The 15,813-nt window shown below is 67.5% G+C and carries 13 protein-coding genes; 9 read left to right on the plus strand and 4 right to left on the minus strand.

Going from position 1 to position 15,813, the window contains the following annotated elements:
- Positions 1-261 precede the first annotated feature (261 nt).
- Positions 262-1,209 (plus strand): LysR family transcriptional regulator, encoded by a 948-nt coding sequence (locus WS95_RS31565; RefSeq protein WP_059828084.1) that lies wholly within the window; start codon positions 262-264, stop codon positions 1,207-1,209.
- Between the two features lie 19 nt (positions 1,210-1,228).
- On the opposite strand, the gene WS95_RS31570 is transcribed toward WS95_RS31565, so the two are convergent.
- Together WS95_RS31570 and WS95_RS31575 are read right to left on the minus strand one after the other, a co-directional pair.
- A complete protein-coding gene (locus WS95_RS31570; protein ID WP_059828087.1) occupies positions 1,229-1,690 on the minus strand; it encodes a hypothetical protein in 462 nt (153 codons plus the stop codon).
- 87 nt (positions 1,691-1,777) lie between these two features.
- Positions 1,778-3,907: a TonB-dependent receptor gene (locus WS95_RS31575; RefSeq protein WP_059828088.1), complete on the minus strand. Its 2,130-nt coding sequence runs from the start codon at positions 3,905-3,907 to the stop codon at positions 1,778-1,780.
- A gap of 938 nt (positions 3,908-4,845) precedes the next feature.
- Here WS95_RS31575 and WS95_RS31585 point away from each other — a divergent pair.
- Positions 4,846-6,474: an NADP-dependent glyceraldehyde-3-phosphate dehydrogenase gene (locus WS95_RS31585; RefSeq protein ID WP_059784728.1), complete on the plus strand. Its 1,629-nt coding sequence runs from the start codon at positions 4,846-4,848 to the stop codon at positions 6,472-6,474.
- A gap of 73 nt (positions 6,475-6,547) precedes the next feature.
- Here the strand turns inward: WS95_RS31585 and WS95_RS31590 are convergent, their stop codons facing one another.
- Entirely contained in the window at positions 6,548-7,180 is a 633-nt protein-coding gene (locus WS95_RS31590) for a LysE family translocator (protein ID WP_034205545.1), read from the minus strand.
- Between the two features lie 593 nt (positions 7,181-7,773).
- Between WS95_RS31590 and WS95_RS31595 the strand changes: the two genes are divergently transcribed.
- From WS95_RS31595 to WS95_RS31610, 4 genes are all read left to right on the plus strand, one after another.
- On the plus strand, positions 7,774-8,097 hold the full coding sequence (locus WS95_RS31595) for a hypothetical protein (RefSeq protein WP_034205546.1): 324 nt from the start codon (positions 7,774-7,776) through the stop codon (positions 8,095-8,097).
- Positions 8,098-8,207: 110 nt separating this feature from the next.
- Positions 8,208-8,693, plus strand: a complete 486-nt coding sequence (locus WS95_RS31600) for a hypothetical protein (protein ID WP_059828092.1) — start codon at positions 8,208-8,210, stop codon at positions 8,691-8,693.
- A gap of 243 nt (positions 8,694-8,936) precedes the next feature.
- A complete protein-coding gene (locus WS95_RS31605; RefSeq protein WP_059828094.1) occupies positions 8,937-10,412 on the plus strand; it encodes a PepSY-associated TM helix domain-containing protein in 1,476 nt (491 codons plus the stop codon).
- A 40-nt stretch (positions 10,413-10,452) separates the two neighbouring features.
- On the plus strand, positions 10,453-12,576 hold the full coding sequence (locus WS95_RS31610; protein WP_059828096.1) for a TonB-dependent receptor: 2,124 nt from the start codon (positions 10,453-10,455) through the stop codon (positions 12,574-12,576).
- Positions 12,577-12,670: 94 nt separating this feature from the next.
- Here the strand turns inward: WS95_RS31610 and WS95_RS31615 are convergent, their stop codons facing one another.
- Positions 12,671-13,903 (minus strand): NADH:flavin oxidoreductase/NADH oxidase family protein, encoded by a 1,233-nt coding sequence (locus WS95_RS31615; protein WP_059828097.1) that lies wholly within the window; start codon positions 13,901-13,903, stop codon positions 12,671-12,673.
- Between the two features lie 77 nt (positions 13,904-13,980).
- On the opposite strand from WS95_RS31615, the gene WS95_RS31620 reads away from it, so the two are divergent.
- The 3 genes from WS95_RS31620 to WS95_RS31630 all read left to right on the plus strand — a co-directional run bounded on the left by WS95_RS31620 (position 13,981) and on the right by WS95_RS31630 (position 15,740).
- Entirely contained in the window at positions 13,981-14,439 is a 459-nt protein-coding gene (locus tag WS95_RS31620) for a MerR family transcriptional regulator (protein WP_059828100.1), read from the plus strand.
- 163 nt (positions 14,440-14,602) lie between these two features.
- A complete protein-coding gene (locus WS95_RS31625) occupies positions 14,603-15,253 on the plus strand; it encodes a hypothetical protein (protein WP_257139984.1) in 651 nt (216 codons plus the stop codon).
- A gap of 166 nt (positions 15,254-15,419) precedes the next feature.
- The gene (locus WS95_RS31630; protein WP_034205553.1) at positions 15,420-15,740 is read left to right on the plus strand and encodes a DUF1330 domain-containing protein; all 321 of its coding nucleotides are present in this window, start codon (positions 15,420-15,422) and stop codon (positions 15,738-15,740) included.
- Positions 15,741-15,813 lie beyond the last annotated feature (73 nt).

Genomic DNA, 15,813 nt, shown 5'->3' on the forward strand with positions numbered 1-15,813 from the left:
CGCCTGCCTTTCGCCCACGTGCGGCGGCCCTTTTTATCAGAGGAATGCAGGGTCCGTTTGGAGAGGGAACACACGTGCGAATGCCCGACATCGCTCATCCCAAGGGGCGTCCTTAGGGCGCAGGGCAAGGAGCGAGGAGCGCCGTTTGGTCGCGCCAGACAAGCGACGAGCGACGCCGCCCTGCGGGCGATGTCGGGCATTCCCGTGGAATGATTTTTTAATTTCGGGTGCGTGCTCCCTATCCAGACAGACCCAGACATCATGCGCAAATTCAAGATCCCCAACATGGGCGCGCTCGTGGCTTTCGAAGCCGCCGCCCGCCACGAGAGCTTCACGCACGCGGCCAAGGAACTGTTCCTGACCGAAAGCGCGGTGTCGCGGCAGATCGCGACGCTGGAGGCGAGCCTCGGCGTGCGGCTGTTCGCGCGCGTGAAGCAGCGCGTCGTGCTGACGCGGGCCGGCAAGCTGTACGGCACGCAAGTACGGCGCGCGCTGGAAACGCTCGACCGCGACACGTTGTCGATCATCGCGCACGGCAGCGGCGGCGGTTACCTCGAGCTCGCGGTGCTGCCGACCTTCGCGTCGCACTGGCTGATCCCGCGCATCAAGAGCTTCTACGACCGCACGCCCGACGTGCGCGTGAACATGGGCAGCCGCACCGACCTGTTCTCGTTCGAGGACACGCACTTCGAAGCCGCGATCCACTACGGCAAGCCGACCTGGCCCGGCACGTCGTCCGACTACCTGTTCGGCGAGGAAGTCGTGCCGATCTGCTCGCCGGCGCTGCTGGACGGGCCGGTCGAGCGCGTCGAGGATCTGCTCGCGTATCCGCTGCTGCACTCGACGACGCGCCCCGGCGCATGGGCGCAGTGGTTCGAAACGCATGGCGTCGAGGACATCCGCACGATGCAGGGCGTGCGCTACGAACTGCATACGATGCTGATCAGCGCGGCCGCGGCCGGGCTCGGCGTCGCGCTCGTGCCGAAGTTCTTCGTCGAGGAACAGTTGCAGCAGCTCGGCCTCGTCGTGCCGTGCGATGCGGCAACCGTCGGCGATTCGGCGTATTACCTCGTGTATCCGACCGAGTTCAGCCACAGCAAGCCGCTGGAATCGTTCCGCAGCTGGCTGCTCGAACAGGCGAGCGCGTATGCGGCGCCCGAGCGCGACGCGTACGCCGCCGATGACGAAGAGGACGAGGACGTCGAGTAACGGCGCCGTCGCGCCGGCGTCATCGCGCGATGGCGCCGCAGGCGTGCCGCGCCGGCGCGTCGGCCGCCACGACCTTCACCAGCCGCGCACGATCGGGCGTTTCCAGCCCCGGGCACGCCGTCTCCAGATCGCGGATCACGAGCGTCGCGCGCCCGTCGAACCGGCACACGCCGCGCGGCTGCGCGGCAGGCAGCCGCAGCCCGCGTCTCGCCTCGTGTTGATTCGTGAAAACGATCACGCCCGCGCGTTGCGAGCGATCGGGCAAGCGCCGCGCCGACGCGTCGTCCTCTTCGAACCATACGTCCGACCCGAGCGATTCGTCGCCGTAATCGAGCGCGTATTGCCCCGACAGCGTGATCGTCCGGTCGAGATGCGCCGCCCGGCAACCCGGCTCGGCATCCGCGGGGATCGTCTGCGCACCGGCCGCGAGCGGGCCGCACGCCAGCAACGATAAAAGCAGCGCGCGGGCGCGGCCGGCCATGGAGAATCCATCAATCGCGGGGCGGATCATGGGCAGTCGGGTGCGGGTCGTCGTGACGAAGACCCGCATTGTCGCGCACCGCGTGCGTTACATGTGCCACTTCACCGTGGCGGTCAGCGTGCGCGGATCGCCCGGCATGTTGTACAGGTCCGCGTTGCCGTGCGCGGCGATGAAGTAGCGGCGATTGAACAGGTTGTCGAGCGTGAGCGTCACGTCGACCTTCTTGCTCCGATAGCCGGCGCCCAGGTTGAACACCGTGAACGACGGCAGCGTGACGAGATCGCTCGCCGACGTGTAGCGCGCCGACTGGAACTGCATGCCGGCCGCCGCATAAAAGCCATACGGCAGCTCGCGCTTGAGCCACAGGTTCGCGCTGTGGCGCGGCATCAGCCCCGGCGTGTTGCTCGACACCGCGAGGCCGGCCGCGGTCGACTGCGCGGATCCGTCCACCGTGCCGTTCAGGTACGCGTACCCCGCATACACCGACCACTTCGGCGCGATCTCGCCGGTGAAGCCGAGCTCCATCCCGCGCACGTGCTGCGTGCCGATCGGTAGCGCATAGCCGGGATTCGCCGGGTCGCCGATCTGCTGGTTGGTCTGGCGCATGTCGAACAGCGCGACGCTGGCCGTGGCCTTGCCGCCGAGGTCGAAGCGCGAGCCGAGCTCATACGCGGTGGTCTTCTGCGGGGCGAGCGCGGCGCCGTTCGAGAACGCGCCGGAGCTGATCAGCGTGTCGGCCAGCGGCGAGAACGACTGGCTGAACGATCCGTACAGCGTGAGCCAGTCGAGCGGTTCGTAGATCAGGCCGACGCGTGGGCTCCACGCATGATCGGTGCGCTCGAGATTGACGTTCGACGACGTGTAGTCGTGGCGGGTCTGGTTCAGGTAGTCGAAGCGCAGGCCCGCGAGCACCTTCCAGTGTTCGGTCAGCGAGATCAGGTCCTGCGCGTAGACGCCCGCGAGCCCGACGACGGTCGACGCGTTCGTCTTCGCGCGCACGCCGGTCGGCACGCCGGGCAGCACGACCGGCTGCGGATCGAAGAGATCGTAGGTCGCGACCTTCGTCACGCCGTAGATCGTGTCGAACTTCTGCTGCTGCGACAGCTCGAGCCCGTACAGCAGCTCGTGACGCATGCCGAACAGCGACGTCTTCTGCGTGAGCTCGAACAGCCCGTCGATGCCGTGATCGGTGCGCTGGCGCGTCGACTGGTCGAGCGTGACGACCGGGTGCGCGGCCGTCTTGATCGGCTCGTACGTCACGTAGTTCTTCCGCTCGAGCGAGAAGTCGTACGCGCGGATCGCGCCGTGGAACGACAGCGAATCGTCGAAGCGGTGATCGAGCGACACCGTCGCGCTCTTCGCGGAGACGTCGTTGTAAGAACTGTTCCCCCCGTCGGCCGACCCGTAGTACGTGTTGATCGGCACGTCGACCGGCCGGCCGCGATACGCGGGCAGGCCCTGATCGGACGTGCGGCGGTCGTGCAGGTAGTCGAATTCGACGTTCAGCACCGTGTCGCGGTCGAGCTTGAACTGCGCGGACGGCGCGATCGCCTGCCGGTTGAGCTGGAACTGGTCGCGGAAGCTGTTCGAATTCTCGGCCGCGCCGGTCACGCGGAAGCGCGCCGCGTCGTTCGGGTTCCAGCCGAGGTCGAATTCGCCGCGCCGCTCGCCGCGCGTGCCGAGCGTCACGCCCACGTCGTTCACCGGCGTCGCCTGCGGCCGCTTCAGCACGCGGTTCACGATGCCGCCCGCCGAGCCGCGCCCGTACAGCACGGCCGCCGGCCCCTTCAGCACTTCGACACGCTCGACGTTCGACAGGTCGCGGTAGTACAGCGCATCGTCGCGAATGCCGTCGACGTACTGGTCCGTGATGCTGTTGAAGCCGCGGATCGTGATCTGGTCGCGCTGGCCGTCGCCGACCGAGAAGCCGACGCCCGGCACGTTGCGCAGTGCGTCCTGCAGCGACGTCGCGTTCTGATCCTCGATCACCGCGTGCGGCACGACGTTCACCGTCTGCGGCACGTCCATCAGCGACATGTCGGTCTTGGTCGCCGCGCGCGAATGGCCGCCGTCGTACGACGCATGTTCGGCCGCTGCGTTGACGGAAATCGCGGGCAGGGTCGCCGCGGTGTCGGCCGCCTGCGCAAACGAAGTGCGGGCGCCGGCCAGCGACGTGACGATCAGAAGCGCATGGCACGCGCTCGTGTTGAGTTTCATCGTGAACGTTCGTGAACGTAGAAGGTGGTGAAGAAAACGGCGAACGAGAACGCGCCGGCCCGCGCGCACATCGCGCGGCGAAGCGGCCAAGCCCTTTTCGCGAAAACGACGATGCGCGTGGAGGATCGCCCCGTCGCGCAGGCCGAGTGGCGAACGGCCGGCGCGGATCGCTGCCGGCCGGCGCCGCCGACACGAAAAAAGCCGTGACATCCCGTCACGGCTCGTAATGCGGCGAAATAATAAACGAGAATGATTCGTGTTTTTAGTTAATTTTAAACGTGTCGCCTGTCCACAACGCAAGCGCGCATGGCGCTCTGCATTCCTGACGAATACCTTTCTGTTTTGGGCCATCGAGTGGCTTGATTCGTAATGTAAACGAAAGATTAGAATCAACCGCCTCATGCGGCAACGATCGATAACAGGCGGGAGTCGGGATACGACGACGGGGAAACTGGAGAGGATCACGAAGGATCGGGTCGAGCAGACGGGGCGGATTCGACGGTCCGGTGCGCGCCGGACCGGGCAACCCCGACCCGGCGCTCCGGGCAGCCGACCTCGTATCGGCAGCGCAGCGGATCTTCGTCCGTTCTTCACTACGTCTGCTCTCAGGCTCACTGCGTTTTTTTCCTCGCCGCGCTGCGCCATTATCCGCTCAATTCGGCCCAAGTAAAACGTTTGCGCTTGCACCGCGGCCGTTATACCGGGGATTTGGACACATTCTTTCCGAATGCTTACGGTCATTGCGGCGCGCTTGCCCCCATGTTGCATTCGCTGCGGCGTTCCTTTTAAATGGAACTGGTTCCATTCGCTGAATCGACGCTATTCGCGCGTGACGCGCCGTCGCCGGCGCGTCATGATGCCGATTCAGGATCGAGGACCGTTCAGTTCAGGATTCGCATCGCCCGTCCTTCCCGGACACCCCGTCAAACGAGACCGTCATGCCCGATTCCGCCTCCCTGCAGCACCTGTTTCCCGCCTTACAGGACATCCCCGCCGAATTCCGGCTGGCTTCGCCGATTCACCAGCGCGTGTCGCTCGTCGACGGCGAATTGCGGCCGTGGGACGGCGCAACCAAGACCGTGCTGTCCCCGGTGTGCGTGCGCCAGGCGGACGGCAGCGTCGAGCAGGTCGAGATCGGCAGCTACCCGGTGATGGGCGAAACGGAAAGCGACGCGGCGCTCGACGCCGCGGTGCGCGCGTACGACGCGGGCCGCGGCGAATGGCCGACGATGAAGGTCGAGCAGCGCATTGCATGCATGCAGGACTTCATCAAGCGGATGGTCGCGCAGCGCGAACTCGTCGTGAACCTGATCATGTGGGAGATCGGCAAGAGCCTCGCCGATTCGCAGAAGGAATTCGACCGCACCGTCACCTACATGACGCAGACGATCGACGCACTGAAGGAGCTCGACAACGCGAACTCGCGCTTCGTGATCGCGGAAGGCACGATCGGCCAGATCCGCCGCACGCCGCTGGGCGTCGTGCTGTGCATGGGCCCGTACAACTATCCGTTGAACGAGACGTTCGCGACGCTGATTCCGGCGCTGCTGATGGGCAACACCGTGGTGTTCAAGCCGCCGCAGTACGGCACGCTGCTGTTCGAGCCGCTGCTCGAGGCGTTCCGCGACGCGTTCCCGAAGGGCGTGATCAACACGATCTACGCGCCGGGCGCGGTGGTCGTGCCGCACATGCTCGCGTCGGGCAAGATCAACGTGCTCGCGCTGATCGGGTCGAGCAAGGTGGCCGATCACCTGAAGAAGCAGCACCCGAAGTCGCACCGGCTGCGCGCGATCCTCGGCCTCGACGCGAAGAATGCGGCGATCGTGCTGCCCGACGCCGATCTCGACCTCACCGTGAAGGAGTGCCTGCTCGGCGCGCTGTCGTTCAACGGCCAGCGCTGTACCGCGCTGAAGATGCTGCTCGTGCATCGCTCGATCGTCGACGAATTCCTGAAGCGCTTCACCGCCGCGCTCGAACAGCTGAAGATCGGCATGCCGTGGGAAAAAGGCGTCAGCATCACGCCGCTGCCCGGCATGCATCGCACCGCGTACATGACCGACGCGATCGACGACGCGAAGGCGAAGGGCGCGCAGGTCGTCAATCGTTCGGGCGGGGAATTCAGCAAGACGCTGTTCTATCCGGCCGTCGTGTATCCGGTGTCCGAAGGGATGAAGCTGTACCGCGAGGAGCAGTTCGGGCCGATCATTCCGGTCGCACCGTTCGACGACGTGGAAACCGCGCTCGACTACGTGACGACGTCGGATCACGGCCAGCAGGTCAGCATCTTCGGTTCCGATCCGGCGCAGATCGGCGCGCTCGTCGATCCGCTCGTGAACCAGGTGTGCCGCGTGAACATCAATTGCCAGTGCCAGCGCGGGCCCGACGTGTTCCCGTTCGCGGGACGCAAGGATTCGGCCGAAGGCACGCTGTCGGTGAGCGATGCGCTGCGCGCGTTCTCGATCCGCTCGATGGTCGCGGCGAAGCAGACCGACGGCAGCAAGCAACTGCTCGACTCGATCGTGTCGGATCACCACTCGAAGTTCATCAATACCGGCTTCATTTTCTGAAGCCGTCCCGGTCGATGCCGGGGCCCCCGTCGCACGCCGCCGCGGCGGGGCGCTTCCGGCATGCGTCGCGCTGCTAGACGTTCGTCGCCAGCAGCCGAATGCCCGCGACGCCGAACACCACGGCCAGGCACGCTTCCATCGCGCGACGGCCGCGCACGTACAGCCGCCGCGCACCGTCCATCGAGAACACCAGCGCATAGCCGCCGAACACCATGCAGCCGATCGCGAGGCAGCCCGGGACGACGGCGCCGTGCGCGCCGCCCGCGCCGTTCGACGACAGCGCGACGATCGACACCCACACGAGAATCGCCTTCGGATTGGTCAGGTGCAGCATCGCGCCGCGCACGTAGAAGCGCGACAGCCGCTGCTCGCGGGCCTCGCTCGCCGATGCCGCCGGCGGCCCCGACAGCGCCGTGCGCGCCGACTTGAACGCGAGCCACAGCAGGTACAGCCCGCCGAAGACCTTGATCGCGACCAGCAGCTTCGACCACGCGAGCAGCGCGGCCGATATGCCGAGCGCCGCGATCGTCGCCCAGAACATCGACCCCGAAATCACGCCAAGCGCGAACGCGAGCGCCGCCTTGCGGCCCTGGGTCGCGGCGACCGACATGATCGCGAGATTGCTCGGCCCGGGGCTGGCCGTGCCGATGAAATAGGCCGTGTAGGCAAGCAGCAGGTTGGCCGAGAAGAAGGTATGGGCGCTCATGTCGTATCTCGCGGGGACGATTCGGAGATTGTTGGCAAACCTGCGCCGTCTGCCCATGGACAATTGTGCGGCCGATCGCTGGGCCAGTTGGATGACCACGCAACCGATCGGCCGCCGCCGGACCGTCTCTGTTTTGAAACAACCGGCGTGCTCGCCGCCGGTCCGCGCGATGCGACAGCGCACGTTCCGCGCAGCCGTTTTCCGTCGGCGGACGCACGGCGGGCGCGGCCGGACCACGCGGCACGCGTCGTTCCGGCCGTTCGCCGGCGCAAACGCGCGACGCGCCCGAGGCCCGCGTTACGTTACATCCGTGAAGCATTTCGCGCCGTCACGCCGCGTCGGGCGCCCGACGCGGCGCACCTCGCGCCCATAGACACCCTCCTCGACCGCCTGCGCGATCCAGTCCCGGCGGGACTCGCCGACCGACGGCGGAGCGCGGCTCAACATTGCTCAACAATCGTCCGGCGGCGCTGGTACGGAATATGCATTCCGTTCGGGCAGAGGCCGCGCGCGGGGACCGCGCGGACATGAATCCACCCTCGGGCGCGTCCGCGGATACGCCCGTACGATACGCACACGCAACGAGGCTCTTCATGGATGCGCAGCCCAACTCGTCCGACTCGTCGTTCCAGCTCTTCCTCGCGAAGGTGCTCGAACAGCCGCTGCCCGACTGGACCGAAAAACAGCAGATGGAACTCGAGATGGCGCGCACGCTGTCGACGCAAATGGTCACGCTCGCCGAAGACATGCGCGGCCGCGCGCCCGATCTCGCGCGCTGCCTCGTACTGCTCCGCTACGCGAAGGTGCTCGACTTCATGCTGACGTCGCTCGCCGCGCACCGCGACATTCATCCGCAGACGCTGCGCACGCTGTTCCGGCTCGCGAACCTGAAGGTCGACGACGCCTATCCGGTGTGAACCGGTGCAACGGATCGCGCGTCGCGCACGGCCGTTGCGGCAATCCAACCCACCCCACACACTCGCGCCCCGACCGCCCCTCCACGTAAACGGAGGTACAATCGCGCGCCATGAACGCACTTCGCCGCTTCCTGCTCCGGCCAGGCGTCGCGCGACGGTGGCTGTGGGGGTTCCTCCTCGTGACGCTGCTGTCCCGCGCGCTGATGTCGGGCGCCGTGATGCTCAATCCGGACGGTCCGGATGCGGGCTCGGTGGTGCTGTGTTCGGGCCGCGGCCCGCTGATCGTCACCGGCGCCGCGCTGGCCGCCCGCTTCGATGCGGGCGCGCCGATCACACCGGCCAACGATGCGCGCGCGCTCGCCGATGCACTGAAGCATGACGCGCATGCCGACCAGGCGGCGTCCTCCGACAACGGCGACAGCCTGTGCGCGTTCGGCGCCGCACTGTTCACCGCGCTCGCGTCGTTCGTGCTGCTGGTGCTGCTGTTTCCCGCGGCGCCGCCGCGGCGCTTCTTCATTCGCTTCGACGGTCTTCCATTCGTGCGATCGATATGCGACGATCGCCCGCCCTCCCGCGCTCCTCCTCTGTTCTGCTGAACGTTTTGCCCCGTGACGCGCGCACGTCGACGTGCATGCGCGTTCACGCCGTTCGTTTCGCCCTGACCTGATTCACGCGTTCACCCGAATGCCCGCATCGCGCGGGCGACGCCGCCCTGCGCACCGTTTGCGCAGCGCGCCGCGCCGCCTGTCGCGGCGATGCACGCATGCGGGTGCGACGCACGTCGACCGCAGCCGGCCCGCGCCGGTCGCGCCGCTCGACGCACCCGAGGAGTTCACACCATGTCGACCACCGTCGATCGGGCCATCTCGCCCGCCCGTTCCGCCAGCGCCGGTTACCGGACGCTCTGGCGCTGGCATTTCTACGCCGGCCTGTTCGTGATGCCGTTCCTCGTGATCCTCGCGATCACGGGCACGCTCTACTGCTTCCAGCCGCAGATCGAACCGCTGCTGTATCCGCACCGGCTGGTCGTCGAACCGCGCGCGACGCCGCGGCTCGATGCCGACACGCTGCTCGCCCGCGCACGCACCGTGATGCCGGCCGGCGCCACGCCGGTGTCCGTGCAGGTCGCCACCGCGCCGGACCGCAGCGCCGAGTACGTATTCCGGCTGCGCGACGGCAGCCGCGAGAGCGTGTACGTGAACCCGTACGACGGCAGCGTGCTCGGCACGCTGAGCGTCGAGAACCGCTTCATGCAGATCGACCGGATGCTGCATCGCAAGCTGCTGCTCGGCAAGACCGGCGAGTTGCTGATGGAGCTCGCCGCCTGCTGGACCTTCGTGATGATCGGCACCGGCGTCGCGCTGTGGTGGCCGCGCGGGACGGCCCGCGTCGGGCGCGCGCTGCGGCCCGACCTGTCGCTGCGCGGCCGGCCGCTGTGGAAGAGCATTCACGCGTCGGCCGGCATCTGGCTCGCGGCCGGCACGGTCGCGTTCATCCTGACGGGGCTGCCGTGGTCGGGCTCGTGGGGCAAGAATTTCAAGGCGCTCGCCGCGACCGTGAACCTCGGTGCGCCGGAAGGCGCGTGGGGCGGCGGGTCGATCCGCTCGACGCGCCCGGGTGCCGCCGTGACGGCCGGGCACGCGCCTGCGCAGCCGGCCATGTCGTCCGGCCATCACCACGATTCCGGCGAATCGATGCCGGGAATGGTGATGGACGACCTGCCGTTGCCGCAAACGCCGTGGGCGGTCGGCAACGTGCCCGTGCCGCATTCGCCGTCGGCGTCGGCGCCGGCCCCTGCGCCGCTGCCGCTGGCCCGCGCGATCGCGATCGTCGCCGGGCTCGGCGTGACGAGCGGCTACACGCTCGCGTTGCCGTCCGGCGCGGATGGCGTGTTCACCGCGTCGTACTTTCCGGCCGACCCGAAGGCCGAACGCACGATCTACGTCGACCAGTACAGCGGCGCCGTCCTGAAGGACATCCGCTACGGCGACTACGGCGCGGTATCGAAAGCCGTGTCGTACGGCACGTCGCTGCACATGGGCCGTTATTTCGGGCTCGCGAACCAGATCCTTTGCGCAGTGTTGTCGCTCGGGCTGGCCGCGATGGCCGTCACGGGCACCGTGATGTGGTGGAAACGCCGCCCGGCCGGGAAGCTGGGCGCACCGTCGCGCGAACGCGGCACGCCGCCGATGCGCGGCTGGATCGCCGGGCTCGTGCTGCTCGGCATCGTGTTCCCGCTGATGGGGTTGACGCTCGTCGCGGTCTGGCTGCTCGACCGGCTGCTGTTCGGCCGCGCGGCGCCGGCCGCAGCGTGATCGATGCAAGCGCCTCCCCCATTCGAAGGAAACCGAAACGATGAAGTTCAGATCGATGCTGCCCGCTGCCGTTCTCGCGGCGCTCTCGCCGGGCGGGCACGCACACGCACAGAAAAGCGGCGTCGACGAAGCCGGCGCCACGCTCGCACCGATTCGCGTCGACGCGCAGAAGGCGCCCGCACTGACGCAACCGCTCGACACCGGCAGCCATCTCGGGCTGTCGCCGCTCGAAACGCCCGCGAGCGTCGAGCAGATCCGCCGCGCCACCCTCGACACGCGCGGCGACAGTTCGATCGTCGACGCAGTAAGCCGCGCCGCCGGCATCAGCGCGTCGCCGCATCCCGGCAACGGCAATTCGGAACTCGCCGCGCGCGGCTTCGTCGGCGCGTCGTCGGTCACGCAGCTCTATGACGGCGTGCGCCCGTACGGCGCGATCGGCGTCACGTTCCCGTTCGACACGTGGTCGGTCGACCATATCGACGTGCTGCGCGGCCCCGCCTCGGTGATCTACGGCGAAGGCGCGATCGGCGGCGTGGTCAACATCGTGCCGAAGAAGCCGACGCGCACGCCGATCCGCAACGAGCTGCAGGTCGGCGGCGGCACCGAAGGCACGGCGCGCGCCGCGTTCGGCAGCGGCGGCGCGATCGACGACAAGCTGTCGTACCGCTTCGACATCAGCGGCAACCGCTCGTCGAACTGGGTCGATCGCGGCGACTCGCGCAACCTGTCGGTCTCGGGCGCGCTGCGCTACGACGTGACGCCCGACCTGTACGTGACGGCGTCGTACGCGCAAGGCTTCCAGCATCCGATGCGGTATTTCGGCGCGCCGCTCGTCGGCGGTGCGCGCGATCGCGCGCTCGACGAGAAGAACTACAACGTCGGCGACGCCGACATCGCGTTCCGCGACAGCTGGGCCACCGTGTCGGCGAACTGGCAGCCGAGCGACGGCCTGAACGTGACGAGCACGCTGTACCGGATGAAGAGCAATCGTCACTGGAAGGATGCGGAGTACTACACGTACGTGCCGTCGAGCGCGCAAGTGCGGCGCAGCAGCTACACCGAGATCTTTCATGATCAGGAGCAATACGGCAACGTGACGACGGCCACCGTCGGCAGCGCGTTGTTCGGGATGCGCAACACGTTTTCGGCGGGCGTCGAGTTCAACCACACGACGTTCCAGCACGACAACAACTCGCCGTATTCGGGCACGTCGACGGTCGATCCGTTCGACTTCGATCCGGGCGGTTTCATCAATACGGCCGGTACGTTTCCGAAGTACCGCAGCCAGTCGAACCAGTACGCGCTGTTCGCGGAGAACCGGCTCGCGATCACGCCGCGCTGGTCGGTGATCGGCGGGCTGCGCTACGACCATGCGAGCGTGAACCGCGACGATCTCGTGAACGGCGGCGCATTCACGAAGGTGTTCGCGAACACGGGCTGGCGCGTCGGCACCGTGTACGACGTGCGGCCCGGTCTCGCCGTGTACGGCCAGTATTCGGTCGCGGCCGATCCGGTCAGCTCGCTGCTGTCGCTGAATGCGTCGAAGGCGAACTTCACGCTCGCGACCGGCCGCCAGATCGAGATCGGCGTGAAGCAGTCGTTCCTCGACGGCAAGGCGGAATGGACGCTGGCCGCGTACCGGATCGTGAAGAGCAATCTCCTGACGGCCGACCCGGCGAACCCGAACCAGTCGATCCAGGTCGGCCAGCAGTCGTCGCGCGGGCTGGAGGCGACGGTCGGTGCGGAGATCGCGAAGGACTGGCGCGTCGATGCGAACGTGTCGATCCTGCGCGCCAAATACGACGATTTCCAGCAGTCGTCCGGCGGCGCGACCGTATCGCGCGCGGGCAACGTGCCGGTGTCGGTACCGCAGCGTCTGGCGAACCTGTGGGTGAGCTGGCGCTTCGCGCCGGACTGGACGGGCATCGCGGGCGTCAGGTACGTCGGCAAGCGGTTCGCCGATACCGCGAACCAGCTCGTGATGCCGTCGTACACGACCGTCGACCTGGGCCTCGCGTGGCGGCCGCGCAAGGACACGACGATCACCGCCCGCGCGTACAACGTGTTCAACCGTCGCTACGTGCAGTCCGCGTACTACAACGAGACGCAGTATCTGCTCGGCAACGACCGGCGGCTCGAAGTGCTCGCGAACTACCGGTTCTGATGCGGCGCGCCGCCACGCCACGCGCGCGCCGGCGCGTGCGCGGCGGCGGGTCGGTCAGCCTCCGGTATCGCCGCGGCCGACCCGGACGCATCGATCAAGTACGCGGCCCCGCCATCCACTTCCGGTAGCGTCGCGTCTGGCACTGCGCGGCCAGTTGCTGCTTCACCAGCGCGCGCAGCGGCGACACCTGCGGGTGCGTACGACGCCCTTCGCTGAGCCGTGTGAGCTGGAACTTGACGACGGCCATGTTCGCCAGCGCGCCCAGCGCCTTGTTCTTCCAGCGGATCGGCTGCAGCACCGGCGCGCTGTCCTTGCCGGCGCGCCAGTCGCGCGGCAGGTTCGGGTCGATCGACAGCGCGGTCGCGATGCCGACCATCGCCACGCCGCTGTTCACCACCTGCTCGGCCACCGCACGGCGCCGGATCCCGCCCGTGACCATCAGCGGCATCCGCGCGACGGCCGTGATGTCGCGCGCGAATTCGAGGAAATACGCTTCGCGCGCGAGCGTGCGCCCGTCGCGCGCCTCGCCCTGCATCGCCGGCACTTCATAGCTGCCGCCCGACAGTTCGACGAGATCGACGCCGAGCGGATTCAGCAATTCGACCACGCGCTTCGCGTCGTCCGCGCTGAAACCGCCGCGCTGGAAATCGGCCGAATTCAGCTTCACCGCGACGGCGAAGGCCGGCGATACCGTCGCGCGCACCGCCTTCACGATATCGAGCAGCAGGCGTGCGCGATTCTCGATGCTGCCGCCCCATTGATCCTGCCGGCGGTTCGTCAGCGGCGACAGGAACTGGCTCAGCAGATAGCCGTGCGCCGCATGCACCTGCACGCCGGTGAAGCCGCTTTGCTCCGCGAGCCGCGCGGCACGCACGAAACGCTGCTGCACGTCGGCGATATCGGCCGCCGTCATTTCCTTCGGCACCGGAAACTGCTTCGACAGCGCGCCGAGCGCGAGCGGCACGGCCGACGGCGCGAGCGTCGTCTGGCCGAGCGCCGCCTGCATCTGGCGCCCGGGGTGATTGATCTGCATCCACACGTGCCCGCCGCCTGAGCGGGCAATCTGCGCCCAGCGGCGGAAACGGTCGAGATGCGCGTCGCTTTCGAGCACGACGCCGTTCGGCCCCGTCATCGCGCGGCCGTCCACCATCACGTTGCCGGTCAGGATCAGGCCGGCCTGACCGTCGGCCCACGCCTGGTACAGGCGCAGCAACGCATCGGACGGCGCGTGGTCCGCATCGGCCATGTTTTCTTCCATCGCGGCCTTGGCCAGACGGTTCGGAATCACCGCCCCGTTGGGCAGTGTGAGGGGCTCAAACAGATTCATGTGGCAGATCCTCGATTGACGATGGCCCACGATAACTTTAAAGTCAACTTTAAGGTCAAGCCTTTTTGGAGTCCAACATGAAAATCGGCGAACTGGCGAAGGCGAGCGGCCTCGCCGCGTCGCGCATCCGTTTCTACGAAGCGAGCGGCCTGCTCGAACCGGCCCGCCGGCAGGCGAACGGCTATCGGGAATACGGGCCGGAAGCGTTGACGCGGCTCGCGATCATCGACCGCGCGCAGTGTGCGGGCTTCTCGCTCGACGAGATCCGCGCGGTGCTGCCGCCCGATCTCGGCGCATGGCCGCACGACGAACTGCTGGTCGCGCTGCGGCACAAGGTCGACGAGATCGCGCTGCTCGAACGGCGGCTCGCGCAGAACCGTCAGCACCTCGAGACGTTGATCGACGAAATCGAGAACAAGCCCGAAGGCGAGGATTGCGCGAGCGCCGCGCAACGGATGCTCGACCGGCTCTGCGAGCAGGCCAGCCAGCCACTGGAGTCCGCACCCGCGGTGCGGCCGGCGCGCAAGCGCGCGTGAGGGATTGCGTTGCGGGATTACGCTACGCCGTCCGTCGATCCATCCATTTGCGCCGTGGCGAAACGGGTTGACGCATAGGCGTCGGCTGCCGCAGCGCAATCTCACGTCCCCTATTCATATGACAGCCCCCCGCATCAGAGAATGTCTCGTCGCCGCGCTGCTGATGTTCGGCATCGGCGGCGCCTTCGCCAGGACTTGCGCCGACACGCCTGCTTCGTTCGCTTGCCCGGACAAACCCGATCTGCCGGACGAGATCGTCGCGCAGCTTCCGGCCGGCTACGAAGCGATGGACGCCGCATCCGGCCAGTTGACCGATAGCACGCGCAACGGCTACGTCGTCGTCGCGCACCGACCCGACGACTCGATGGCCAACGCGTCGCTGCGTCCGCTGATGATCTTCCTGCAAGGCAAGGACGGGCGCTACCGGCTGGCCGCGCGCAACGACACTGTGATCATGAAAGCCGACGAAGGCGGCATGGACGACCCGTATCTCGATGGCGTCGCCGACAACGCGCTCACGGTCGGCGCTCGCGCCTTCACGGTCGAACAGGGGGTATTTGCGGGCCACAACCATTGGCGCGACCGCATCACGTTTCGCTACGACATCTCACACCGTACGTGGGTGTTTCATCGCGACGTGTTCCGGAACTGGCGATTCAACTATGACGAGGACGGCGATGCGCTAAAGGCCGACCCGGTACGCATTACGCGCGCCAATGCGGCCAAGCCCGTCACGTTCGAAGCGTGGCGACCGCGTGACTGGTGCGATTCGGCGGAGCGGCGCGAAAGTGATCCGGCTTGCCGCATGCATTGATGGCGGCACTGCCGCTGACGATGCGCGCCAATAGCGGGCCCGAAGCACGGCGCAGCGCGGCGCGGCTGCACCGATTTGCTTACGTCGCAGGTAATCGACGCGCGCGTCCCGCGCCGCAATCATGGCTCCATCGATTCACGCACCGCATCCCGCCAAGGAGCCCGCCATGACCGCCTACGCCATCGCCCACCTGCACGACGTCGAGATGTGCGACGACATCGTCGAATACCTCGAACGGATCGACGGCACGCTCGCGCCGTACGACGGCCATTTCGTGATTCACGGCGCACGGCCGGAAGTGCGCGAAGGCGTGTGGCGCGGCGACCTGATCGCGATCGCGTTTCCCGATCTCGACACGGCGCGCGCATGGTACGAATCGGACGCGTACCGGCAGATTCAGCCGCTGCGCGCACGACACGCGAGCGGCCCGTTGATCCTGATCGACGGCGTCGACGAACGGCACAAGGCGACCGACATCCTGCGCTGAGGCTCGATGCGCGTGGCGTTCCCTACGCGCTCGACGCCGCGCTGCGTGGCGCACCATCGGCACGCCACGCAGG

Source organism: Burkholderia sp. MSMB1826 (assembly GCF_001526325.1).
Lineage (GTDB): Bacteria > Pseudomonadota > Gammaproteobacteria > Burkholderiales > Burkholderiaceae > Burkholderia.

What these genes read in the sequence shown, in the direction of transcription:
- WS95_RS31565 (WP_059828084.1), top strand. Translation starts at nt 262, where the DNA reads ATGCGCAAATTCAAGATCCCCAACATGGGCGCGCTCGTGGCTTTCGAA.
- WS95_RS31570 (WP_059828087.1), bottom strand. Translation starts at nt 1,690, where the DNA reads ATGGCCGGCCGCGCCCGCGCGCTGCTTTTATCGTTGCTGGCGTGCGGC.
- WS95_RS31575 (WP_059828088.1), bottom strand. Translation starts at nt 3,907, where the DNA reads ATGAAACTCAACACGAGCGCGTGCCATGCGCTTCTGATCGTCACGTCG.
- WS95_RS31585 (WP_059784728.1), top strand. Translation starts at nt 4,846, where the DNA reads ATGCCCGATTCCGCCTCCCTGCAGCACCTGTTTCCCGCCTTACAGGAC.
- WS95_RS31590 (WP_034205545.1), bottom strand. Translation starts at nt 7,180, where the DNA reads ATGAGCGCCCATACCTTCTTCTCGGCCAACCTGCTGCTTGCCTACACG.
- WS95_RS31595 (WP_034205546.1), top strand. Translation starts at nt 7,774, where the DNA reads ATGGATGCGCAGCCCAACTCGTCCGACTCGTCGTTCCAGCTCTTCCTC.
- WS95_RS31600 (WP_059828092.1), top strand. Translation starts at nt 8,208, where the DNA reads ATGAACGCACTTCGCCGCTTCCTGCTCCGGCCAGGCGTCGCGCGACGG.
- WS95_RS31605 (WP_059828094.1), top strand. Translation starts at nt 8,937, where the DNA reads ATGTCGACCACCGTCGATCGGGCCATCTCGCCCGCCCGTTCCGCCAGC.
- WS95_RS31610 (WP_059828096.1), top strand. Translation starts at nt 10,453, where the DNA reads ATGAAGTTCAGATCGATGCTGCCCGCTGCCGTTCTCGCGGCGCTCTCG.
- WS95_RS31615 (WP_059828097.1), bottom strand. Translation starts at nt 13,903, where the DNA reads ATGAATCTGTTTGAGCCCCTCACACTGCCCAACGGGGCGGTGATTCCG.
- WS95_RS31620 (WP_059828100.1), top strand. Translation starts at nt 13,981, where the DNA reads ATGAAAATCGGCGAACTGGCGAAGGCGAGCGGCCTCGCCGCGTCGCGC.
- WS95_RS31625 (WP_257139984.1), top strand. Translation starts at nt 14,603, where the DNA reads ATGTTCGGCATCGGCGGCGCCTTCGCCAGGACTTGCGCCGACACGCCT.
- WS95_RS31630 (WP_034205553.1), top strand. Translation starts at nt 15,420, where the DNA reads ATGACCGCCTACGCCATCGCCCACCTGCACGACGTCGAGATGTGCGAC.